At 58.3% G+C, this 22,287-nt stretch carries 19 protein-coding genes and 3 pseudogenes; 8 read left to right on the forward strand and 14 right to left on the reverse strand.

Features of this window, described 5'->3' with window-relative positions; translation table 11 throughout:
- Nucleotides 1-801: 801 nt before the first annotated feature.
- Both repB and repA read right to left on the reverse strand, forming a co-directional pair.
- Nucleotides 802-1,875, reverse strand: coding sequence for a plasmid partitioning protein RepB (gene repB, locus JKL46_RS26070; RefSeq protein ID WP_201838771.1), 1,074 nt, complete (start codon nucleotides 1,873-1,875; stop codon nucleotides 802-804).
- Nucleotides 1,875-3,080 carry a plasmid partitioning protein RepA gene (gene repA, locus JKL46_RS26075; protein WP_201838773.1) on the reverse strand — a complete coding sequence of 402 codons (1,206 nt, stop codon included), beginning with the start codon at nucleotides 3,078-3,080 and terminating at the stop codon, nucleotides 1,875-1,877. Before repA ends, repB begins: the two co-directional genes overlap by 1 nt.
- 756 nt (nucleotides 3,081-3,836) lie before the next feature.
- On the opposite strand from repA, the gene JKL46_RS26080 reads away from it, so the two are divergent.
- Together JKL46_RS26080 and JKL46_RS26085 are read left to right on the forward strand one after the other, a co-directional pair.
- A complete protein-coding gene (locus JKL46_RS26080; protein ID WP_201838775.1) occupies nucleotides 3,837-4,094 on the forward strand; it encodes a WGR domain-containing protein in 258 nt (85 codons plus the stop codon).
- Between the two features lie 130 nt (nucleotides 4,095-4,224).
- Nucleotides 4,225-5,323: pseudogene (locus JKL46_RS26085) on the forward strand (P1 family peptidase).
- A 149-nt stretch (nucleotides 5,324-5,472) separates the two neighbouring features.
- On the opposite strand, the gene JKL46_RS26090 reads toward JKL46_RS26085, so the two are convergent.
- Complete coding sequence (locus JKL46_RS26090) at nucleotides 5,473-6,396, reverse strand: recombinase family protein (RefSeq protein WP_201838777.1); 924 nt, start codon at nucleotides 6,394-6,396, stop codon at nucleotides 5,473-5,475.
- A 60-nt stretch (nucleotides 6,397-6,456) separates the two neighbouring features.
- Nucleotides 6,457-6,855 (reverse strand): PIN domain-containing protein, encoded by a 399-nt coding sequence (locus JKL46_RS26095; protein WP_201838779.1) that lies wholly within the window; start codon nucleotides 6,853-6,855, stop codon nucleotides 6,457-6,459.
- 696 nt (nucleotides 6,856-7,551) lie between these two features.
- On the opposite strand from JKL46_RS26095, the gene JKL46_RS26100 reads away from it, so the two are divergent.
- The 4 genes from JKL46_RS26100 (at nucleotide 7,552) to JKL46_RS26115 (ending at nucleotide 10,763) form a co-directional block, all read left to right on the forward strand.
- Nucleotides 7,552-8,070: a hypothetical protein gene (locus JKL46_RS26100; protein ID WP_201838781.1), complete on the forward strand. Its 519-nt coding sequence runs from the start codon at nucleotides 7,552-7,554 to the stop codon at nucleotides 8,068-8,070.
- Nucleotides 8,067-8,249 carry a hypothetical protein gene (locus JKL46_RS26105; RefSeq protein ID WP_201838783.1) on the forward strand — a complete coding sequence of 61 codons (183 nt, stop codon included), beginning with the start codon at nucleotides 8,067-8,069 and terminating at the stop codon, nucleotides 8,247-8,249. The genes JKL46_RS26100 and JKL46_RS26105 overlap by 4 nt, the downstream gene beginning before the upstream one ends.
- 150 nt (nucleotides 8,250-8,399) lie before the next feature.
- Complete coding sequence (locus JKL46_RS26110) at nucleotides 8,400-8,978, forward strand: hypothetical protein (RefSeq protein WP_201838785.1); 579 nt, start codon at nucleotides 8,400-8,402, stop codon at nucleotides 8,976-8,978.
- A 3-nt stretch (nucleotides 8,979-8,981) separates the two neighbouring features.
- A complete protein-coding gene (locus JKL46_RS26115) occupies nucleotides 8,982-10,763 on the forward strand; it encodes a hypothetical protein (RefSeq protein ID WP_201838787.1) in 1,782 nt (593 codons plus the stop codon).
- 94 nt (nucleotides 10,764-10,857) lie between these two features.
- Here the strand turns inward: JKL46_RS26115 and JKL46_RS26120 are convergent, their stop codons facing one another.
- The 4 genes and pseudogenes from JKL46_RS26120 to JKL46_RS26135 all read right to left on the reverse strand — a co-directional run bounded on the left by JKL46_RS26120 (nucleotide 10,858) and on the right by JKL46_RS26135 (nucleotide 13,241).
- Entirely contained in the window at nucleotides 10,858-11,046 is a 189-nt protein-coding gene (locus JKL46_RS26120) for a hypothetical protein (protein ID WP_201838789.1), read from the reverse strand.
- 121 nt (nucleotides 11,047-11,167) lie between these two features.
- Nucleotides 11,168-11,866 (reverse strand): IS6 family transposase, encoded by a 699-nt coding sequence (locus JKL46_RS26125; protein ID WP_201838791.1) that lies wholly within the window; start codon nucleotides 11,864-11,866, stop codon nucleotides 11,168-11,170.
- Nucleotides 11,867-11,963: 97 nt separating this feature from the next.
- A pseudogene (locus JKL46_RS26130) lies at nucleotides 11,964-12,623 on the reverse strand (DDE-type integrase/transposase/recombinase); the annotation flags it as partial.
- 108 nt (nucleotides 12,624-12,731) lie between these two features.
- Nucleotides 12,732-13,241: a T6SS effector amidase Tae4 family protein gene (locus JKL46_RS26135; protein WP_201838793.1), complete on the reverse strand. Its 510-nt coding sequence runs from the start codon at nucleotides 13,239-13,241 to the stop codon at nucleotides 12,732-12,734.
- A 652-nt stretch (nucleotides 13,242-13,893) separates the two neighbouring features.
- Here JKL46_RS26135 and JKL46_RS26140 point away from each other — a divergent pair.
- Nucleotides 13,894-14,607, forward strand: coding sequence for an IS6 family transposase (locus JKL46_RS26140; RefSeq protein WP_201838794.1), 714 nt, complete (start codon nucleotides 13,894-13,896; stop codon nucleotides 14,605-14,607).
- 72 nt (nucleotides 14,608-14,679) lie between these two features.
- On the opposite strand, the pseudogene JKL46_RS26145 reads toward JKL46_RS26140, so the two are convergent.
- Nucleotides 14,680-15,174 (reverse strand): annotated as a pseudogene (locus JKL46_RS26145) (IS110 family RNA-guided transposase); the annotation flags it as partial.
- A gap of 199 nt (nucleotides 15,175-15,373) precedes the next feature.
- Between JKL46_RS26145 and JKL46_RS26150 the strand changes: the two are divergent.
- The gene (locus JKL46_RS26150) at nucleotides 15,374-16,255 is read left to right on the forward strand and encodes a lipase family protein (RefSeq protein ID WP_201838795.1); all 882 of its coding nucleotides are present in this window, start codon (nucleotides 15,374-15,376) and stop codon (nucleotides 16,253-16,255) included.
- 301 nt (nucleotides 16,256-16,556) lie between these two features.
- Here the strand turns inward: JKL46_RS26150 and JKL46_RS26155 are convergent, their stop codons facing one another.
- The 5 genes from JKL46_RS26155 to JKL46_RS26175 all read right to left on the reverse strand — a co-directional run bounded on the left by JKL46_RS26155 (nucleotide 16,557) and on the right by JKL46_RS26175 (nucleotide 22,280).
- The gene (locus JKL46_RS26155) at nucleotides 16,557-17,903 is read right to left on the reverse strand and encodes an IS701 family transposase (RefSeq protein ID WP_201838796.1); all 1,347 of its coding nucleotides are present in this window, start codon (nucleotides 17,901-17,903) and stop codon (nucleotides 16,557-16,559) included.
- Nucleotides 17,904-18,440: 537 nt separating this feature from the next.
- On the reverse strand, nucleotides 18,441-19,712 hold the full coding sequence (locus JKL46_RS26160; RefSeq protein ID WP_201838797.1) for a hypothetical protein: 1,272 nt from the start codon (nucleotides 19,710-19,712) through the stop codon (nucleotides 18,441-18,443).
- Entirely contained in the window at nucleotides 19,709-20,488 is a 780-nt protein-coding gene (locus JKL46_RS26165; RefSeq protein WP_201838798.1) for a hypothetical protein, read from the reverse strand. The genes JKL46_RS26160 and JKL46_RS26165 overlap by 4 nt, the downstream gene beginning before the upstream one ends.
- 375 nt (nucleotides 20,489-20,863) lie before the next feature.
- Nucleotides 20,864-21,592 (reverse strand): hypothetical protein, encoded by a 729-nt coding sequence (locus tag JKL46_RS26170; protein ID WP_201838799.1) that lies wholly within the window; start codon nucleotides 21,590-21,592, stop codon nucleotides 20,864-20,866.
- A 94-nt stretch (nucleotides 21,593-21,686) separates the two neighbouring features.
- A complete protein-coding gene (locus JKL46_RS26175; protein ID WP_201838801.1) occupies nucleotides 21,687-22,280 on the reverse strand; it encodes a DUF2778 domain-containing protein in 594 nt (197 codons plus the stop codon).
- Between the last annotated feature and the right edge of the window lie 7 nt (nucleotides 22,281-22,287).

The following is a 22,287-nucleotide window of genomic DNA, read 5'->3' on the forward strand; positions in this document are numbered from 1 at the left end:
TCCGGCTGTCGTTCTTCACCTATCTCGGCGACCGGCTCGGCCTGAATGGGGATCAGCCGAGAATTCCGCCGCTCGCCATTCTTGTGGCCCAAGGATCCTGAGGCTTGGCCCCAATCTGCTCTGCTGACCGGGACAACGACGAAGCCATCATAAGCTAAGCTATTGATAGAAAACAGCATAGCTGCACGAGCAGAAGTGAAGAAAGTCATCACTACGATGTGGAGGACGAGTTTAAGCTGTCTCTCAAAACTGCATCAGCCCGGGCTGGAATGACCACCTGCTCGGCTTGGATCAACCGCGGACAGGATCCCCATTGAGCAGCCGCCGAGTCGCTAAAGTCTTTGTTTTTAGGCCATTTTTGCCAGACCTGGGGGGAAGCTCTCCCCTCTCCGGCTGGTTAACAAAGTGACTTGAGAGACGGCTTCAAACGATAGTTTGGACCGGGCATTCGAGACTATACATGGCCAATCGTGGGAAGTGGCAATCATTACAAGCTGATGCCCCCTCGCCTCGTTTCGCGGCCGTAGACATGTTTCGTGAATCGAGAGTTCATCTTGTTCGACGGGCGAGCAACCCCTTTGTTTCGGTTCCCAACATCTGAGCCAAATGGTGTGGCGGGATGACTTTGTTTGAAGGTGATCCCGGGCGCCATCGCCACCCTCAAAAAAATATGACACCAACCGGAAGAGGTCCTGACGTTTCAGGGACCTCTTCCAGATGACATGTCGAGGATAGTTGAAGGCGAAATCAAACCGACTCAGCGGCGTGATAGGCCTCGCACTGTCGGATCCCTCCACCTGACTATTCAGGCTTTGACGATGCGTGGAACTCCGAAAATAGAGACTCCATTCGTGATAACAGAAAGTCACCAAAGTCGGGGGCAACCTTATGGTCGATGACGAGTGAGAACTTGTCACTCGACCTTGTGATTTGCGCGACACGAATGCCGTTGGATGCAATCCAAGGCTCTGCGCGTGCCCGCTCCTCGTTGGTGCCAAGCAACTTAAGCAACATTTCGAACCGGCCATCACTGTCGCGGTCGAAGAAACCGGGGCTTGCAATTGCGGCACGAGCCTTATCGTGCAAGCGCCTGGATAGCTTTTCAGCAAACTCCTGCCAGCGTCTCGTTCCAATGCTAGGGGCGGGACCTATGGCCTCGATGATGTCCGTAGGAATGCTTCCGATCGTCGAGAGGAGCTTTGACAAAGTGCCTTTGTCGGTGCTCAGCGCTTGCATAATAACTTCGCGCTTGAAGCCCCGCTCTTGAAGTCGAGATGCGAAGCGAGCTTTCTCGATAAACGAAAGATTCGTGCGCTCGTTATTTTCCTGACCTTGCGCGACGACTAGCTGCTCGTCCGTAAGCTCACGTACGACGGCACGGACCATGGTGCCAAGTTCCGTGATGGCACGATGACGGCGATGTCCGTAGGCAATTTGGTATCGTCCAAGTTTCTCAGGATGAGGGCGAACCAAAATCGGTACAAGTTGGCCCTCAGAGCGGATGGCTTCGACAAGCTTTCGATGATCTTCTTCAGATGGAGCCATTCTATCAGGAACGAATGAAGCGTCGATGTCATCGGGGTTCAACTCTACAACTGACTGACCCGCTGAGAGCTGTTGTTCTAACTTCTTCACCCTTTCGACTGACTCTGCTGTCTTAGCGATTGTCTCAAGCGGAGAGGTGCGCAGTGGCCCGCGCTTGAGCGCAGCTAACGGACCTGATTTCAAAAGGGGCCGGTCAGAATCTATTGCCTTGGTTGCCGACCCATCGTCAGCCAATGTCTCTGCCAGCTTCGCCTGGATTTCGGCGACTGTATTTGTCGGTGGCTCTGCATTCGATGCGGTGTCGTCAACAACCATGACCTGACGTGCCATTACTGCCTCCCCCAAGTGCTGCGGATTCGCGCTTCAATCTCACTATTAACTAGATCAACGGACTCCATCGCACGGTCGTAGGTGCCCTTGTGAAACTTTTGCCGATCGACTTCATAGATCGTTTGCTTGGTTAGGCCAGCGTCCGCAATGGCAGTACTTTTTAAGATCGTGTTCTCAAGTACCCTCGGTCCAAATATTGATCGTAGGTATCCGACCATCTGGTTCTGTGGACCGTCGTTCGGCTCATAGCGTGTAATCAGATAGCCCATCCAATCGTAATCTTCCTTAGATCCGGCATTAGCCAGAATGTCGACGGTATCGGAGGTCATTCGGAGGAATTGGGCCATGGAGAGAACATCTAGCATCTGCGGGTGAACAGTAATGAGCAGCGCCGATGCGGCGTAAAGCGCTGCCATGGTCAAGTACCCTAGGTTTGGAGGGCAATCCATGACGACGACGTCGTACATCTCTGATACGGGGTCCAGCGCCTGCAGAATTCTGGTGTAGAACATCGCTACGTCCTGGGCTTGCGGAGTAGTGGTCTCAAACTCCATCAACTCGAGGTTTCCAGGAATGATATGTAGATTTGGGATGTAGGTAGAGCGAATGACGTGCTCGATCCCGACACATTCGTCATCATATCTGAGCGCACCATAGAGCGTCTCGTTTGGGCGCACGTCGAGTTCAGGTTGGTGGCCGAAAAGCGTTGAAAGGCTTGCCTGAGGATCGAGATCAATTGCGAGGACGCGATATCCTCTCAGGGCGAGATATTGCACCAAATGAGCGGATGTTGTTGTCTTAGCGCTTCCGCCCTTGAAGTTGATGACAGAAATGATCTGGAGCTTCTCGCCATCCCTTCGGTGAGGAATGTATCGGCGGGCCGATTTTGTATTCTCAAGAAACTCGCGGATGAGGTTGATTTCCTCGATGGAGTAGGTCCGCCGTCCCGCTACCGGAGATTCAGATAAGGATACCTTCCCCTCAGCCGCCAGTTGACGAAGATATCCTTCATGGATACCGAGAAACTTTGCGGCTTCGGCGGAGGAAAACCGGCGCAGGGTTTTCTTTGCCTTTGGCGGAAAAATTCGCTGCTGATGGGCTTGGAGCTTTGCGACTAGCTCGTTGGCATCAATCGAAATCTGCCTTCTGAGGCTCTGTTTGGCCGGACCTGGGGCGGTGAGGTCAACTAAGTGCTGTGCTGTCATAAGAGGCCTCGGGCAATTCTGCGCGGAATTGAGCGAAAATCGCTAAAAGTGCGCTGATCCGACTACGCCTCATAGGAGTTAATACTAGGTTAAGAACTGGGCCATTGAGGAGATTTTTCGCCTTAACTGCCGGCCCCCGACTGTGGTGCCTTTGAATATGCACCCCCCTCCCCTGCCGGAACATGGAACATGGTTTAACGAGCGCCATAGTCATAGAGGCAAGCCTGTTGTGCCGGACCGTTGGGTGGGGCAATCAACCTAAAAGCACTCCAGGGGATCAGTCAGTGAGTAGCGGCTGCACGGTGAGCGAAATAGAGTATCAAAGTTGGTCGCGACCAACTTAGCCTCAGTGGCCCCGTGATAACTTTCGGGAGCCGTTGGGATAACCCACCTGCAGCGCTTCCGGCCCATAAGCGGAGCAACTTTATTTCAAAGTTGGTCGTGACCAACATAAACTCATCAAATAGTACGCGGCGCGGCAAATACTCGACTGCGCCATTCTCGGGAGAGGGCCAGAAACTGCTTGTACCGCCTTCGGCCCCTCCCCTGCGCAGCTTTTAGGAGTAAGTCGCTCGATACTCTCTGTGCAGATCTCGCTCATTTCATCAGCCGCCAGCACGAATGGCATGAACCAGTGATCCAATATGCCTTGGCCTGGGCTTAAACGAAAATCTATCAAAATCTTGAATCCATCCCTCGCGGATCGATTCCCTCATCGAATTGGACGGCCCTGAGGCATGAGCGCGACACTGAGGGATGCCTCACGACAAGATCCAGTATCTGGCCCTCGACCGACGCGACCCTTCCGCCAACATGGCCCGGTTCTACGTCCTCGCCGTCGAGACAAGCTTATTCGGCGATGTTGCCTTGATCCGCGAGTGGGGTCGGGTCGGCACCGCCGGCAGGCGCAAGATCGAGCTGCATGAATCCGAGCACGACGCCATGGAAGCCCTCGAGACTTGGCTGCGGCGCAAACAGCGGCGGGGGTACGTCCCTCGGCTCGATTGGCGGTAGGGCTTCACTTCGCAGAACTCCTGGTTTTCAATCAGGTCCCTCCCCTGGCGCTAATCTGTCCCTGATCCAATTTTCTCTCAGACAAGGCTCCAGCCGTTGGCCATACACCGATCATTGAGCATGAGGCACTATGAGACGCAGAACCTTCACCCAATCTCTGCTGGCCCTGTCCGCTGCCCCACTTCTCGCCGATCAGGCCAAGGCGTCCCCTGCTCCGGCAGCTTCTCCGTCGGGTCCTCCGCTTATGAGCGGATCCATCACAGATGTGCCCGGGATCAAGATCGGTCATCATACCCTCACCCGGCGGCCGACCGGCTGCACTGTCATCCTGTGCGAAGATGGTGCTGTGGGCGGTGTCGACGTGCGCGGCTCCGCCCCCGGCACCCGTGAAACTGACTTGCTCGATCCGACCAACGCTGTCCAGCAGGTCCAAGCCATTCTCCTGTCCGGCGGCAGTGCCTACGGCCTGGAGGCTGCCACCGGAGTGATGTGATATCTCGAAGAACGCAAACTCGGGTTCAAGTTGCGCGCTGGAGTCGTTCCGATTGTGCCAGCTGCCATTCTGATGGACCTCGGCGTTGGCGACTTCACCATCCGCCCAGATGCTGAGGCCGGATACCAGGCTGCTCTGGCCGCCACGTCGGGTCCAGTCCGAGAGGGCAATGTTGGGGCTGGGGCGGGAGCAACGGTCGGCAAGATGTTCGGGTCAGCCTTCGCCATGAAGGGTGGTCTCGGAACAGCCAGCCATCGAGTTCCGGGGACTGACGTCGTGGTCGGCGCTGTCGCGGCCGTGAATGCCGTGGGCGATATCTACCATCCCGACACTCGCCAGATCCTCGCCGGTGCCAGGCGGGAGGACGGGCGGGGGTTCCGAGACACGATGGCGGAGATCATGGGCGGCTACCGCGTCGTGACGTCGCCTGGCAGCTACACGACGATCGGGGGTGTGGCCACCAACGTACCGTTCAACAAAGCCGAGATGAGCAAGATCGCCCAGATGGCGCATGACGGTTTTGCCCGCAGCATCAATCCGGTGCACACGATGTCGGATGGCGATACGATCTTCGCCTTGTCCACCGGCAAGGCTTCATCTGTCAGGGCCGATGTTCCCGCCATTGGGGGCGATCGCCGCCACCGTGATGGCTCATGCCGTGGCCCGTGCCGTTGTGCAGGCTGAGAGCCTGACGGAGCATCAACTCCCGGCCCACAGAGACTACGTGAAACGTTGAACAGTGCCCTGGTCTCAGAGAACGGGGAGGGGCCTGGGGGCGCTACGCCTCTCTTGATGGCAGCCTTTCCGGCCCATCGGCAGCTGCCCACTGAGCATAGGTCGCTTCACCTTAGGCCTTGCGCGTTAACCATATTCCCCGGCGAGGCGCTACGCCGCGTCCTTCGGGGATGTCGGCACGGTCAGCCCAGCCCTTCGCGCTCGATCGAGTTGCTGCTTGACGGACGAGGCGTTCCATTTCGTCCCGCCGCGCGGGGTTCGTTCTCGCATGCGTTCGAGTTGGGTCGCAATGTCCCGCAGTGACAGATCCGGATCGGCCATAGCAATGCCAGCGACTAATGTCATGAGCCGGTCGTTAGACGAACGGGGAGGGGATTTCTGAAGCAGTTCTGGATCAGCCATGCGTTGAGCGACCAATTTCCGAACAGCGCGGCGAAGGCGTTCCTCCGTCCAATCCTGGCCCCATCCATTCAGAACCTGAACGACGTCGGCCCAGGGGTGGCTAGGCCGCATCCGCTTTACCGTGGGCATCCAGCGATCGGCTGAGGCAATGAGTGGGTTAAGATACCGCTTCTCTCGGGCAATTGTCAGCCGGCGGATGGTTTCCGGGCGGTGTTCCCTAACCCCGGGGTTGCCGAGAACCTTCCCGCGGGCTTTGGCGGCCCGTAGCCCGGCCTTGGTGCGCTCGGAGATCAGCGATCGCTCGAGTTGGGCCACCGCACCGAGAACCTGCAAAGAGAACATGCCCTGAGGCGTTGACGTATCGATCGGATCCTGGAGTGACCTGAAATGTGCGCCCTTCTTTTCCAGCCCTTCGATAACCTCAAGCAGGTGGCTCACCGATCGCGCCAGCCGGTCGAGGCGCACGACCACGAGCACATCCCCAGCCCGGATCTCCTTGAGCAGTTGAGCGAGAACCGCACGGGCCCGGGACGCCCCCGAACCCTGCTCCCGATGGATCATGACGCAGCCGGCCGCCTTGAGCTCAAGGAGCTGAGCGTCCGTCATCTGGTCCTCGGTCGACACGCGGGCGTAGCCGATCAGGCGCCGTTTTGGGGTAGGGGAGGGGGCCATCAGAGTTGCCACTCTCGGTCTGGTTTTCGAGCTTACCATAGAGAGGATATCGCTCGGAGCTTATACCGCCGCCAACAGGTTGGAGGTCGACCACGAGGGCCAGCCAGTCCCTGCGAAGTCACGATCATGGCTCCAAAGGTCGGCATCCAAGGTCCAGGCCAACGCCAGCAGATGAGCATCAGTCACGCTGCCGTTGCGGGACGCTGGCGCGTTCCTGAGCGCTGTTTCGGCCGCCGCTCTGTCCTCGTCGGCCACGTCCTCTCGAGCGATGATGGTCAGCAGATCAAGCAGGCTTTCCAGAATGGAGAGATCACTGGGTCTGATATGCCCAATTACCCTGTGGGCCTCGTCAAACGCTTCCTCGCTGGTGATCAGGCTTCGCCGCCCTGAGATCAGATCCAGATGTGCGCCGGTCGTCGACCCTAGGACCGCTGCCACGAGGATGTTGGCGTCGACCACCAAGGCCGCCGGAACCACGCGTGGCCGGCTCAAGGGCCAAACTCGCGATCAAGGGCCGCTTGCTCTTCAGAGGAGCGTTGGGCCTGCGCCTTCGCCAACGCCTGACGAAACCGTGCGCGAGCCGCCTCAGAAGCGGGCCGCAGGGGAACGAGCAGTGCAACTGTCCGCCCGTCGCTCTGCACCGGAACAGCTCCGGGCAGTTGCTCGATCGATGCCGCAGACAGTTTTTGAAGCTCTCTCATGGTAATTGCATGTGCCATGGTATGTATGTAAGCCCGTAGGGCGCAGCTTTCAAGTGGCTTAGCCATCACTTGTACAATTATAGGAGATTCCTGCTAACGATCGTTTGAAGACGTCTTTTAAGCAATTCTGTTAACCAGCGAACAAGGGCAAGACTTCCCTGAAGCCAGCGAAAATGCTTTTAAAACAAGGGCATTAGCGGCTCGCCTGATGAGACGAGGCCGACACAAGCCTCCGCGATCAGATTCCAAACGAAGCCATTGACGATGCCGCCGGCGAGAATAGTGCGTGGCCTAAGGCCACGCCGTAGTCAATTCCTGTTTAGCTTCCTCTGTTACAACTACGTCCAACTATATCAACCGATTAGCTTCCGGGACGAGGCGTAGCTTTCGGGGTAAGCGGGGCAGATTGGGGGCAGGGATTCCGCCAAACGGGTATTTGTGATTCAATCCAGGCATGAGCGCGTCCGGTGGTTCCGCCAAGCCCCTGTCCCAGAAGGCCCTGCTCCTGCTCGTCACGGATCTGACCGGCAAAATCGGGAGACTGGAGCAAGAGGTCGAGCGACTGCGCCTCGACAACAGCAATCTGCGCCTCGACAACCAAGCCCTGAAGGATGAGATCGCAAGGCTCAAGCACCTGCCGCCGCGGCCACCGTTCAAGCCCTCCGGTATGGAGAAAGCCACCGAGCCGCGAGCCACGGGTTCGGGACGGCGTCCACGCCGCGGCGCTAAATGGGATCGGGTCACCCGCGAGGTCACGCTGCAGGTCGAGGTGCCAACCGGCTCGCGCTTCAAAGGCTACAAGACGGTGGTGCAGCGGGATCTGATCCTGACCGCGGAGGTGGTGCGCTACAAGCGGGAACGCTGGGTGACGCCCGACGGTCAGACTTCCACCGCCTCGGTCCCTTCAAACGCCTCGCGCTCATCCGGCGCGTGTTCGGGCGCGCGGCGGTCAACGGGGCGCTGGCCGAGGTGATCGGCACGCTGACGCGGCAGGGCTACCGCTCCCATGCCTGCGACCTGCGCACACGGACCGTCGTCTGCGAACTCCTGTTGCGCAACCGCAGCCCGAGGCTCGCAGACCTGACCGACGAGGCGCTCGTCCGCCTTCAGGAAATCCTTACTGAATGTCTTGGAGATCGCCCAAAAGCGTAGTTGTCAATTTAATTGGAACGTTTCACCTTGGCTTCTTCGGCGTGACTCACATTCGTTGCGAGCACCGGTCGCTGCACCATGATAATATGTAGTAAATGGAATAGCACAGTACTGAAATTTGTGGCCATCCTATAGACGGAAGAGGAGATCATGGCCGAGGAGCATGATTTCGGTGATAGGACGTCCGCTACGCAGGCAGCAGTCGCGCTGCTCCCGCAGGACACCGGTCTGAATGCCCATCAGCTTTCCGGGCTTATTGAACGGGCCGACATCGTTGAAAAAGTGGATCGTGGGAGAGGCACTGAGCCCTTGCCCGGCCAGTCGCCCGCACTTGTCGGGACATTCCGGTATGTCATCAGGAACGACCAACTCGGCACGCTCAGCAACTTCCTTGACCTGTTGAAGGCAACGACCACATTCGCCGTGGGACTCGTCTCGCTACCCACGCCAGCCGGTATAAAGGGCGTGATCGATGGCCTGCATGGCCTGTACAGCACGTTCAAGGGCATAATCGACAAAGGAGCCGTGCTATCCCCTCAGGACTTTGCCGTTGTTGCTGTTCTGCGGAGGCTTAAGTCAGCAAGCCCTGAGACGATCGCAGGTGAGCTCAAGGATGTCGACGCAGGAACGGTCGAGGCGCTCCTGGAGCGCAATAGGATCCAGGAGGGGAACTTACGCGGTTTCACACGCCTGGAAGAGAACGGCAATTGGTCCCTCGTCGGTGTCTGATCCATGCAATATAGGCCGTATGAACGTAGATTCACGATCGGGCCGCTCGCTTCCGTGTTGGTTCCCGCAGATCAGCAAAGCAACTCTACCGACAGGATCACGAACGCAGTCTCACTGGCATCATCCGAGGCGTTGAATTACCTCACGGAGGCATCGCCCGGAAATCTTCCTGTTCCAGACGCGCTGCTTCGCCTGTTTCTGCACGAGACCACTCACCACGCCACATTTGCCAATTCAGTCGGGCATGCGCTCGCTGCGCTGGCCTTATGCGCCTCAGGGCAGGCCATAATTCCTGAACCCGAATCCAAGTCTCTTGCAGATCTTCCTCTTCCGGCTCGTGACAGCTTGGTCCTGAGCTGGATGGAAACATTGTACGAACCACTCATTGAGGGAGCTGCTCTCTTCGCCGAGTATGATCTCCTCTGGGGCGAATCCGAATATCTCTCGCACGCACTGTTACATGCCGTTCCTCTCTACCTGATGAGGGAAGCAAACAGGCATGGGGCTCATGCCATGCAGGAGTCACTGGCCAGGGGTTCAAGCCAGAAGGATGCACTCAACGCCTCGCGGGTGGGATGGGCAAGGCATATCAACGAACGCTTGAGAACCGCCCGCATGTCTGAGGAAGCGCTTGCTCAGAAAGAGTTTTTGCTGAGCCAGCCTCTGATCACCGATCTGGGAGCGAGGCCATATCTTCTGGGGTATCTCTCGGCGAAGCGAGCCTATCTTGCTCTGCGGCGTCAGTACGGAGCGTTAAGAGATGTCGATCTCTTCCTAATCTTCTTGACTCACTACTGGTTCTCCGATGACCGCCTTAACGAGGACATCCTGTCGTTATCCGATGCACATGCCATTCTCGTCCAGAATACCCTCTCCAAAATTACTGAACACTTCCAGGATCGTTGGCAGGAGTTTTACAAACAGACCGCAGCCCATGCCGTGGCCATGGTGGGGAAGCTAAGGAAATCTGGAGAGGAGGATAAGGACAGGACATTTTCGTATACTGACGCTTTGTATGGCCTGAGGATTACGGCTCATTCGTTCAACGTTTCCTCTCCCCAGTTCATGAGGCACCGCTTGGTTCTCAGATATGCCATGTCTCCGGTCGACATCGAGACCAACTCAGGTGTCGCAGAAGTGCGTGATGCCAAAACAGGCAAGCTTATTGGCCAATTTCCCACTGTGCCGTTGGCTGATGACGGTGAGTATGCAGGCACCGTTGAACTCATTAGATCATATCACGGAGATCAACACGCAGTCGTCATCCTCGGTCATACGGGACTTGTGGCCGCCAGAAACCTGAAGAATGGCGAGTGGAATGAGGAAGGGCTCGTAACGGCCTTCGACGACCTTCCCTCTCTTGATCATGTCAAAGCCATGGCAAAAGCAATCTCTATGGGATCCTGGGCTGAGACTTGGAATGAGGGTTGGAAGGCAGAGATGAAGGTGCAGATCTTCTCCCAAGCCAAAGCGCTAAGAGACTTAGTCTACCTTCAAGTTGCATTTCCAGGAGCACGGGAGGAGAGACGTAACAGGATCATCGAAGCAATGGGCAGGGATGGCTTCAAAGCAATATTCGGATCTGGATTCGAATTGAGACAGCTAGCCCGGTATTCAGTTGCTTTCGGTGGGCCTGGAGCTGCTATCGAAAGCGTCGCGGCGAGTGAAGGCAGTTCAGTGCAGTCCGTGATGGATGACCTGATATCGATAAACGAAAAGGCGCTGCGGACATTGAATGTGGATCTATTTGAGATCGAGGACGGCGTTGCCACGTCAGCGATATAGCCAAATTCGCGACATCTGGAACACACGCAAATGTGCAGACCGCTCTAAAGACGTTCTTGTGAGTGGTTTTTTGTTTCCGGAATAAGCTTGATGATCAGGTGACCTTTGCCTCGACATCGTCTCCGTTGTCAGAGGCTTCATAATCTGGTTTGGTCGTCAGACGCGAGGCCTTGGCAAGCCTCGCCTGGGTGAACGCCATGATCTCCGTTTCAAAGGTATCCTTCGCAAATACGATTTCCGACACCATCAGGGCCTCGCTCTCCGAACGGTGCAGGTCACGCATGACTGACCTCGGCCATTTCGAGAAGGTCACCAGAGTTTCTCATCCGGAACGCGTATCCCGGTTCGGTTGCGTCGCAAATTTGCAGCAGAGGCGCGAAGATAGCTGAGATCTCCTCTCAGGCTTAGGCGGCAAGCAGATTGAACTGCTCGGCCAATGACGGCTGCGGATGGCAGGCATACTTCCCCTGCTGCTTGCGCATCATGTGCACCATCTCGATGCCACCCAGGATCACACGAGCTGTAGCGGTGGACTGGAACCCGAGCATCGGCCGCACTCGCCGCTTGATGGCACGGTGATCCTGCTCAATCTGATTATTCAAGTAGCGGCTCTGCCGGATCCGGATTGGATTGAGTCGGCGCCTGGAGCAATCCCGCAGACCGCTCTCTACATCACACAACAGGATCGCTTCGCGATTGGTCTGGCTGCCATCGATCACGATCCTGTCGGGGCGACCGTGCCGCTGCATCGCCTTGCGCAGGAACCGCTTCGCGGCAGTGAGGTTTCGCCGCTCGCTGAACCAGAATTCCACCGTGTCACCCTCGCTGTCGATGGCGCGGTAGAGATACCGCCACTGCCCGCGAACTTTGACGTAGGTCTCATCCACATGCCATTTCCGGCTGACGGGTCGCTTGCGTCGATTGAAGCGCTCGAGAAGCTCGGGCGAGTAACGAACCACCCAGCGGCCAACCGTGGCGTGATCGACGGAGATACCGCGCTCCGCCATCATCTCCTCTAAGTTCCGGAGGCTGAGGTTATAAGCCAAATACCACCGGATGCAGAGCAGGATCACGGATCGATCAAAATGCCTGCCCTTGAACACGCCGCCCTCCGCCAACAAGACTTCCGGCAGAGTATCTGAAACTCTGAAACAAACTGTTTGCGACGGATCCCTTTCTCATCCCTGCTTCGGATTTGCGACGGAGCCTGCGGCAGGCCTCTTCAAAGCCATCGGCGGTGAAGCACGAGCCGCGGTCGGTGAGCACGTGGGTGATCTGGAAGGGGGCAGCGCCGATCGCCTCTGTGAGGAAGGCGATCGCGCTGCCCGTCAACTTGTCGTCCTTGGCGGCGAGATGCACCCAGCGCGAGCAGCGGTCGATGGCCACATACAGATAGCGCTTGCGGCTCTCGCCATCTTCCGTGCGCAGCTTGGGCAGGTGCTTGATGTCCATGTGCACGAAGCCGAGGTCATAGTCTTTGAACGTGCCGCTCTCGCGCTTGCGCCGATGAGCGGGCGGCAAGCGGCCCAAGCCTTCAGCTTTGAGGATGCGGTAGACCGCATCGCGGTTGAGATGCGGCAGGAAGTGCGTGACCACTAAGGTCAGATCATCGAGCGGAAAGCCGGTGGCCTGTCGTAGAGCACAGACGATCGCCCGCTCCTCGGCCGTGGCTTTCCAGGGCAGCTTGTGCGGCCGGCTGGAGCGGTCCTGGCAGTCTTGCACGCCGCGCTTGCGCCACTTCCGGATGGTCTCGGTGCTCACGCTATAGCGCTTGGCCAGCACGCCCGCGGACTTTGACGAGCGGGCAATTTCCAGACGGACAGCCGGGGTGGTGCGGGCTTGGGGATGGACGGACAGCATCAGAGCCTCCACCAGGCACGGGGCGGGCGCCGCGAGCCATTGAAGCGCCAAGCATACTCCTCAATCGCCCAACGCACCCGATCCTAACAACGTTCCGCTACCAAACAGCTAGCCGAGCCGCCAGAACCAGATTGTCGCGGCATCGGGGTACTGTGCATGCACTCCCTTAGTTCCGTCCCATAGGTCGATATGGCCAGTTGCTGTGAAGATGGATGCAAAGACGCTCGGCGCGAGTTCTGTGCGCGCCGCACTTCCATAAAGCGACTCAAGCGCCAACCCGCCTTCGAAATAGACGATTCCCTTCCAGGACGGCCGGTTGGCCCATGTTGAGGCATCAATGTTGCCGCCATTCTGCGCCTTAGTCACGCGTGCCATCCCGTCCGCATTGCGGACGCGTTTACCAGATGTCCCAGAATGATCGCAGTAATTCACATCGGGGGCAGCCGGAAGCACGTAGCCAGCTCTGATGATCGCATCGGACAGGTTCAGCGCGCAACAGAGTACATTAGCCGATGCGCATCCTGAAGGGTGGTGGAAACTGCAACCCGAAATGCTGCAGCCGTTCTCACCAAACATCGGGAGGATTTTGTTGTATTTCCAGTCTTGTGTTGAGCTCACGGTCTAATCCTCTAACGCTATTATCCGCTTCGATCAGTGGTCTCGTTATCTGATTTTCACCTGCCTAATGGCTGACGTTTCTGCCCCCGCGCTCGGATCGATACGATCCTCATCATAGTGTGCACTACGTACCGCAAGTATAGCGTGCGACTACGTGTTGTGGTTGAGGCCTGCTATTGCATTATAAATCACAATTGCGGATTCATCTATAGGCTCGAATGAGGCGTATTGCTTTAGCTTAGGTTGGGAGCATCGGAATGGGGGAATACGGGCATTAATCCGGCAGCTTATAGTATCGTTCCTGTGCTCTTTGCACCTCGTCGCGACCAATGATCCTGTTTCAGCGAGTTCCGAATGGGCAGAAGTCACTCACCTGACAGTCCGAATGGCGCCTCAAGGTCTCGCACTTTGGACTGAGGCTGTAGGGCGTCACCGTACCTTCGCGAGCGTCGCGGAAGCCTTTGACGCTGCCCGGAATCACCTCGACCGAGCGACCGATCCGCCGAGGGTCTCGCAGAAACTTCGCGCCACGATCTCCATGAGGCCGGCGCCGGTGAGAGATTGCACCCCGCCTCGGCGATCGCACGGCCGACGGCCGCGGCGCGGTACTGTCAAGTTGGCATAGGTCGGCGCCTATGGCAGGGTCTCGGCCATGAGCACGACGTCCAATCCGTACCGCCGTTACCGCTTTCCGGCCGAAATCATCAACCAGGCAGTCTGGTTGTATCACTGCTTCAGCCTGAGCCTGCGTGACGTTGAGCTGGTCCTCGCAGCGCGAGGAGTTGCGGTCAGCTACGAGACCATTCGCGAGTGGAGCCTGCGCTTCGGACTTACCTACGCCAAGATGCTCAAGCAGCGGCGTCCGCAACCCGGAGACAAATGGTTCTTGGACGAGGTGTTTGTTCGCATCCGAGGCAAGCTGCATTATCTCTGGCGAGCCGTTGATCAGCATGGCAACGTGCTTGATGTGCTGGTGCAGAGCCGCCGTACCATGAAGGCCGCCAAGCGCTTCTTTCGCAAGCTGCTGAAAGATTTGCGCTATGTGCCCAGAGTGATCGTGACGGATAAACTCGGGTCCTATGGCGCTGCCAAACGCGAGATCCTGCCGGGCGTTGAACATCGACAAAGCCGCTACCTGAACAACCGCTGCGAGGTCTCGCACCAGCCCACCCGACGGCGGGAGCGCCACATGAGGCGATTCAAGTCAGCTCGGCACGCGCAGCAGTTTCTCTCAACCCACAGCCTGATCCACAACCACTTCCAGCTCCGCCGTCATCGTCTGTCGGCGTATGAGTACCGAGCTGCGCGTGAGCACGCCTTCCACTTGGCGCGATACGACCGGTGCTGCCCTCGTGTAATAGCTTGAACCGACTTGGCGGCTCCGCTCACGCCACCTTTGTCCATTAGGCATCAACTTGACAGTACCGTCCGGATACTCGACAGCCCGCACGAGCTGAGAAACATGAGATGGGCCTTTGGCCACGATGTGGCCGAACTCCGCCAGATGTCCGCGTCGAGCATTGATGATCTGGGTTCGCTGCCTGACCAAGAGATCCCGGGCCCGGAACACGAGAGCCGCGGCCTGGGCCTGCTCGCTCTTGGGAGCCACAAAGCGCATGGTCGGGCGCTGAGCCGCCTCGCAGATGGCTTCCGCATCCGCCGCATCGTTCTTCTGGCGCTTGACGAAGGGCTTCACGTAAGCTGGCGGGATCAACCGGACCGTGTGACCAAGCTGGCCGATCTCGCGGGCCCAATAGTGGGAGCTGCCGCAGGCCTCCAGCACTACCGTGCAGGGCTTCTGGTCGGCAAGGAAGGTCAGAACCTGGTGCCGCCGCAGCTTCTTGCGGAACAGGACCGTGCCGGATGCATCGGCGCCGTGCACCTGGAACACGTTTTTCGCCAGATCTACGCCGATTGTGCTAACCTCTCCCATGGACGCCTCCCTCAAGTGGTGCTCAACACCTCCACTTTGGCACACCGAGGCCGTTGGGGGGCGTCCACCCTATCGGAACCTAAAAACGAGCTGCCTTCCCAGCATTGAGGAACCGCAGCCAATAACTCTTCCGGTTGAGATGCCATCGCGGCCGAGTGGACCTAGGATCAGGCATCCCAGGTTGCCAGGAGAGAACCCCGTGTCCGACATCGACCGCTACATTGAAATAGCAAAGGTCTGCAAGGCCTCTTACGCAGGACCCATCAACCAGACCCTGTATACGTCAAACGGGATCCCCTACGCAGGGCAGAGGATTGTGCACGGCAGCTTCAAGCGAGGGTTCGGGCGTCTCTTCTGGGGGCCGAAATCAGCCACAATCGTATTTCGGGGGACCCGCGACAAAATCGACTGGTTCATTTCCAACGGCAAGGCGTTCCCCGTACGCCTTCATGATTGCGACGATCCCGAGAACGTGAGAGTCCACAGGGGCTTCCAACGGACCCTCAAATACATCGACAAGACAACAAGACTTCCATGCCTGGACGCCATGACCTTGCACCTCGAGAAGGAATGTCTCCTCGACCGGCCTCTCCTTATTGTCGGCCATTCCCTGGGCGGGGCGCTGGCGTGCCTGTTCGCCGTCAAGCTGCGACATCGCTTCCCGAAATACGTTACTGACAATCTCACCGAGATCGTTACGTTCGGCTCGCCCTCGGTCGGGAATGGGGCATTCCTGAATCACTACAGCGACTTGGGCCACAGGACGACGCGCATCGTCAATCGCTATGACATCGTTCCCTTCATGCCGCCTTTTGGGTTCCGGCACGTAGGCCGGGAGATCTGGCTCGACGGCGACCAGGCGAGCTCCGACATCGGCTGGAGGAGGCGCCTTCGTGAAGCGAGAAACTCCGGTGACATCCGGCTCCTGCTCAGGGACCATTCCATGAATGCCTATCTCGCCGCGCTGCAACAGGCCAAGGCCAGTCGGGCGCTGGAGGCACTCGCGGCCCGCACAACCGAGCTCGGAGCTACAAGCATCCCCGTGTCCCCCTTGCCAGGGGCCGCCCCGATCCAGGGATAGCGTCGGTCTGCGGCCTCGCGAGGGAGCGGATCTCATTGACGGGGCCGCTGCTGGACACGCATTGCGAAAAGTGTCAGCTCTTCGACGAGGCTGAAGATTTGTATTACGCCCAAGCCATGTTCCCAGCGGTCCGGGCTTCGAGTGCGTGGCTCACCACCTGACCTCAGGTGCCTTCGCTGCTACTAGAAGGGCGCCTCAACTACGGACATCGCATCCGAAAGCCATCTAGTACTACTGTGTCATAAACTTTGTGTGGCAGCAGGGACATCGTGGGAGCCTTCGCACGAGAGCGCAGATGAGTTCAGCCCGGATGGTGTCGATCGACTGGGCGACGTGACGTTCGGGGCGGATGGGCGCAGCCGCGAGGCTGGTTGGCTTTCGACAGGCGGGACGCTTTACTGGTCGTGAGCCGGACAGGCGCTGAGGGGGAAAACCGGCTCCGCTCGGAGACCAGAAACCCGTAAGCTGCAATGCACAGTGTGGCGTGGTGATGGAACCCGCGCCAGCCCCGCCCCTCAAAGTGTCCCAGCCCGATCTCCTGCTTGAGTTCCTGATAATCCCGCTCAATGCGCCAGCGCAGTTTCGCCAGATCAACAAGGTCCCTCAGGACGGTGTTCGCCGGCACGGTTGAGAGCCAGTACTTGGTCGGCCGCTTCTCGCCTTCAGGCCATTCAATCAGACACCACTCCTCTGGCCGCAGGGTCGCGCGCCAGTAGTCGCGATGCGCCGGCCGAACGCGGACGGCCGCAAAGCGCGACGTCAGCGGAACCTTGGAGCCTTCCCGCCACGTGACCACGTGCCAAGCCCTTCGAGGCAGATCTTTCGCTAGCTTCAGGGCCGAGACCGGCTTGTGCTGTGGATCCCGCCGCAGGAGTGTGGGCGGACGCCCGCGTCCGCTCCAGGGCTGCGGCGGCAGGGGTCCGGTGCCGGGCACCCACAGGCTTGTGCTCGACGCAATGCCGACGATGTAGGTCAGGCCCATTGTGGTCAGCGCGGTGCGAAACGCCGTCTCTGAGCCATACGCGGCATCGGCCAGCACCACCGCCGGAGACACCCCCGCCAGCAGCGCCGCCCGGATCTGAGCGAGCGCGATGGTGGGTTTGCTGCGAAACTGGATCGGATCCGGTACGCCGGCCTTGATCCGTCGCTCGGGATCCAGCGCCCATTCCTTGGGCAGATAAAGCTGATAGGCAATCGGCAGGCTCGCGTGAGCGTTGGCCAGGGACAGGCTGACAGCGACCTGGCAGCTGTCCTGCTTGCCCAACTGTCCGCAGTATTGCCGGGCCACGCCAACCGAATGGATGCCCTTCTTGGGAAAGCCGGTGTCATCGACGATCCAGGCCCGGATGGCCCCATGCCGTTTGATGACGGGCAGCACTTGCTCGCGCACGCTCGCCAGCAGGATCTCATCCGACCACTCGGCCTGAGCCACGAGATGATGCAGGGATTGGTGGGCCGCCTGGGCGCGCTGGGGTTCAAGCCGGGCTGCCATGGGCGCGATGCTCTTGCGTTCACCCGGCAGGAGGAGCCCGGTACAGTAGGCCTGCATCGGGGCGATCCGGTCGGCATGGCCGAGCCCTTCCGCAAGGGCATCAACATACGCGGCAAACCGCGCCTCACGCGTCTCTGACGGGATAGGAAGGTTCATCACACGCCCTCCGTATGATGGCACTTCCGACTATACCCCGACCCGTCATTTTATGACACAGTAGTACTAGGCCAAGTTGTCGAAGACAGTCATGGAGGGATCATAGCTCATTGACAATCCCAGGGTCTCCACGAACCGCTGCACTATAAGCTGCCATCCTACGGAGTGGCACGATGAGAGCGCATGATGCAGGACTCCCGGCCACTAAGGTCAGCTCAGTACTTTCTCTCTGTTCATTCCACCGAGCACAACTCTTTTAATCTCCAACGCCATCTCATCTCCTGCCGCACCCGGCGCCTCTTCCGAGCCTAGACGGGGGCAATGGCAGAGTACGGTCACTACCGCATTAGCGAGCCAGAACGACATCGTATTTGCTGCTCGCCTGTCGTTCTCGCGACGACGCCGTGTACAGTCAGAGCAAGTGTTGCGAGGATCTTCTCACCATGGTCAGACTCACAATTACCGCATCGCGTTGCCGAGTTACGGGATCCCCGCCAAATGGACATTCGCTCCCGGTCCTGCTGTCTTGAATCCACATTAGTGCATCCCCTGTCGAAGCTCTCCGCCTGACTTTGGTCGGGGCAATTGCACCGAGAGCTCGGGGTAGGAGGCCTCGTCCACCTGAATATAAGTCGTACCCCATGCAGCATTGTGAATAGCGTATTTTCCGACCCGAACCCTCACGGTTATCTCACCAACTTCATTCAAATGCCCGTCGAAGACCACACTGAGTGGTTTGCCCCGGTCTTGTCGAAAAACCACTACTCCCATGTTCGGGTCTGCGTGGATCTTCAAAGACACCAGATACTCCTGCTCACTGGCGAAGACACTGCGATTTAAATCGATGAAATCAGCGGCCGCCTTCCACAACTCCTGTATGTCATCGATCCATTCCTTAATGGCAAGAAACTCGTCACTCGCTTTATCAAGCAGGCTGGTGGCAAGAATACACTCCGACCAGTCTCTAAGATTCTCTTGGTGCTGAAACCTGTTTCGACCGAAACTGTTGCCGAAGAAGCGAGCGAGCCAGTATGCGAAAAACGTACCATACGACGGACGTTCATCAACAGACAGGATGCTGGTCAGCGACGAGAGAGACCTCATGAACTCGACAGCGCCAGACAGGAGACTGAGGAGGAAGTCCCCATACCGGGTCGAAGCGTCCTGTCCGGCCAGGAACTTGGCAAAAACCTCCTGGTCGCCACCGATCACCTGGTAATCGTCAAGCATGCCGAGCCACTGATTGACCGACTCCACCTCGTACCAGGATCTCAGGACCGACAGGAAGGTGGCGAAACGCTGTTCGGCACCAGTGATGGCTCCAGGGAGGTTCACGGGACCGAACCCGAGATCCACATCAACGCGATTCGCCAGGATGGCTACACCTAGAAAGTTATAGTCTCGGACGTAGCGTCTGGCCCCCTCCGACCAGAGGAGCCGCACCAGTCGGCTTCGCGCATCGTCCCGCACATCGGAGATTCGGAGGTAACCGGTCTCAATAGCGAGCTCGTAGAGATTCAATACACCCAGCGCCTCGTCGAGAGAGTCACGCCTTTGAGCATTGACAGCCTGGACTCGCTGTTCCCAATGAGGCTTCAGGATCTCCGCGATAGCAGCTTGCCGTTCACTGTCCCTCGGATTCAGGTCCAGTCCCGTCAGATTAATGAGACTGCCCCCTGAAATCTCAAAGCCAAAGGGATCAATCCCGAATTCCTGTTCTGCGAGCAAGGCCCGATCGGACCAAGGTCCGACCTGGATCCCCCTCAGCCGCTCTGCAATTTCCTGGCTCGGGTTCAGCATGGACGTCATTTCAGTGCACCATGGAGCGTGTCGACGAAGGACGAGTTGGCCCAGCATCCAGGATCATAAATCTTGCTCAGATCTCTGTGGTCGAGAGCCGTTACTCCCAGACGATCGCCGTCCCAAGGTTGCATGTGGCTCCCTGAGGTGCCGACGACGGCGTCGTCGGTCCCCTGGATTACGAGCGGATCAGGCAAGCGAACATACTGGCGGATGGTTGCCGTCCACGTGCGTAGCATTTCGATATGTGGACTGTCCGGCCTCAATGCATCGGCAATGGCGTAACTGCTTGGCAGGAGAGCTGCCGGACCGCGGAACATATCGATAACTCTTGAGGCCCTTCCAAATGGGGCAAGAGGGCTGCCGTTGAGTGGGCTACCAAACAGCACAACCGAATGCAGTGCGCTGATCAACCCGGAAGGTTGCTTGGATGTCGCGCACAGGAGTTGCCGAACCCCCAGCGTTCCGAGGGAGTGGCCGAACAGTGCCAGCTTCGCATATCGCTGAAGAAACGGCGGCTCTCCTTCGGCAGCTCGTTGCCATTGGGTGGCAATCAGTTCGGCGATCCGCAGGAAGCTTGCGATGGAGCTCGTCTGATAACCAATGAACAAGTAGTCCCAGGATCCGAACACCGGATGGTTATCTGAGAAATCTCGAAGGCAATCCGGCAGCCGTCCCCATGTGCTCAAATAGCCGCCACGGAACCCATGGACGAAGATTGCTAGGCGGCTGTTCGGCTGGTCGGTCCTGCGAACCAGTGCCCAGTGTTCCAACTGCCGATCCAAGAACTCTCTCGCCACCATCATCTCCGTCGATGCAATGTCATGCCGCCGCGGACCACGCCTGCGCCGCTCGGCGCGATGTCTATGGCTCCAGGCTTGCTGCTGTCGGCTGACCCGGTGTCGCAGGCACCTCGGTGGTAGACAGGCCTGTCGCTCCCGAGGGGCCGTTTATTAGAGGCTGGAGACTGCCCGGAGCCTGTGGCATTGACCCAGTCACTGCGGCGGGCTGTACAATCAGCGTCCCGGACGATTGGGCCTGAATACCTTTCGCGTCCTTCGCGATGATGCTGAACATGACTGACGCTGGCGCTTTCGATGTCTTCGGGGCCGAAACAGTCTCAGAGATCCCACCAACGTCCGATCTCTTTGCAGAGACGTTCATAGTTTGAGCCGAAACGATACCGGTCGGATCCGAGAACACGATCTCGTACTGGTAGGGGGGCCTCCCAGAACTGTCGCTGAGATCGTTGTCCTGTCACCTGCAGTGAGGATCGGATTCGAAACGGTGACATTGGCAACGCTGGGCATTCTTGCGTCCCCGTTCTCACCTCCCGCCAGCGAGCCGAAGTAGAAGCCGAGGATCGTACCCAAGACGCCGATAACGATCGTCAGAAGGTCCTTGGCCTTCCCGAAGCGGTCGTCAATCTCTTCCTTCTTGACCCAGAAAATCGCAATCGCAATGACCAAGATGATCGCAATAGCCGAGAATGCGAACAGGAAGGTGATTAGACCCCGTGCGTGTTCAGGCTTGGCCAGCGAGGCGAGAAAATCGCCCGCGAATATCCCGTATGCGATGATCCCCGCAACGATGGCGCCGGATGCCGCCAGCAGCACCGATCCGGGCCCGATGCTAGCCGTCCAAGATTGGCGGGGAGGGGATGACCCGGCAGTGGATGACCATTTCTGGTAAACTTTAAACAATGTACTCAGGAGCGCGGCGCGGTCCGCGTCGGGGGTTGCTGATGCCACAACCTGGACGTAATCGTCGATGAGGTCGCTGTGGTACGGCCACACCTCTGCTCTGGCCTTGGCGAAGCCCTTTAGCGAATGCAGTTCAGGGCTCTCTGCGCTGCTCTGCGGCATGAGCCATTGTGCAAATCCTGACACGGTATCCTCCGGACTCTCTGCGGCGTTTGACTCCACAATAGATCAAATCGCGGGTGCTTCCGGCTCTTGGAGCCACTCGTACGTGTGTGCGCGTTTATCCAAGATTGCTAGCTTCCATTCCCTTGACGAGGTAGTCGGCGACCTTTGCCGGAGCTTCCGCTTTTGTAACCGTCCCTCCGCCATTCACGTCGAGGCCCCTGTTTTGCTGATACTCTTTCTCGAAGAAGGCCTTCTCTTCCGCGTCGTCTTTGATCTCGACGCAACCAATGGTCCCCACGTCGGTTCCACCGTGGATGTACATGTTGGTGCGGACGGCGCCGAAACAGTCCGTCATCCTGTCGACGGTAGCACGGTATGGCTCAAGTGCGACGCGTTTCTTTCCCCAGGCGGTTTCGGGTTCGGGGGATCTCTCAATTCGCGAAGGTTCGATGGCATATTTCCCTTGCGGGACGGGACCCTCATCCGGAGCCGATTCCTTGGCCGATTCATCGGCAAGACCAGAAAACGCCGTGAACGTCTTCGGACTAGCGCCGTGCCACACGAGTGAATAACCGTCAAATGTGAGGCGGTCGTTTCCGGTTGTGACACTGCCATCGGCCGTCAAATCAACTGGCGCGCTGATGATGAGGTCGGCTCCGACGCGCCGGGTGAATTCCTTCTGGGCATTCTTGGTTGTCCTACGGGACATGGTCTCT

The organism is Microvirga zambiensis WSM3693 (assembly GCF_016735695.1).
GTDB lineage: Bacteria > Pseudomonadota > Alphaproteobacteria > Rhizobiales > Beijerinckiaceae > Microvirga > Microvirga zambiensis.

Coding starts and splice junctions, on each gene's coding strand:
- repA (WP_201838773.1), bottom strand. CDS start 3,080: ATGACAGCACAGCACTTAGTTGACCTCACCGCCCCAGGTCCGGCCAAA.
- JKL46_RS26140 (WP_201838794.1), top strand. CDS start 13,894: ATGAGCACGACGTCCAATCCGTACCGCCGTTACCGCTTTCCGGCCGAA.
- JKL46_RS26080 (WP_201838775.1), top strand. CDS start 3,837: ATGCCTCACGACAAGATCCAGTATCTGGCCCTCGACCGACGCGACCCT.
- JKL46_RS26175 (WP_201838801.1), bottom strand. CDS start 22,280: ATGTCCCGTAGGACAACCAAGAATGCCCAGAAGGAATTCACCCGGCGC.
- JKL46_RS26120 (WP_201838789.1), bottom strand. CDS start 11,046: ATGCGTGACCTGCACCGTTCGGAGAGCGAGGCCCTGATGGTGTCGGAA.
- JKL46_RS26160 (WP_201838797.1), bottom strand. CDS start 19,712: ATGACGTCCATGCTGAACCCGAGCCAGGAAATTGCAGAGCGGCTGAGG.
- JKL46_RS26100 (WP_201838781.1), top strand. CDS start 7,552: ATGAGCGCGTCCGGTGGTTCCGCCAAGCCCCTGTCCCAGAAGGCCCTG.
- JKL46_RS26110 (WP_201838785.1), top strand. CDS start 8,400: ATGGCCGAGGAGCATGATTTCGGTGATAGGACGTCCGCTACGCAGGCA.
- JKL46_RS26115 (WP_201838787.1), top strand. CDS start 8,982: ATGCAATATAGGCCGTATGAACGTAGATTCACGATCGGGCCGCTCGCT.
- JKL46_RS26090 (WP_201838777.1), bottom strand. CDS start 6,396: ATGGCCCCCTCCCCTACCCCAAAACGGCGCCTGATCGGCTACGCCCGC.
- JKL46_RS26155 (WP_201838796.1), bottom strand. CDS start 17,903: ATGAACCTTCCTATCCCGTCAGAGACGCGTGAGGCGCGGTTTGCCGCG.
- repB (WP_201838771.1), bottom strand. CDS start 1,875: ATGGCACGTCAGGTCATGGTTGTTGACGACACCGCATCGAATGCAGAG.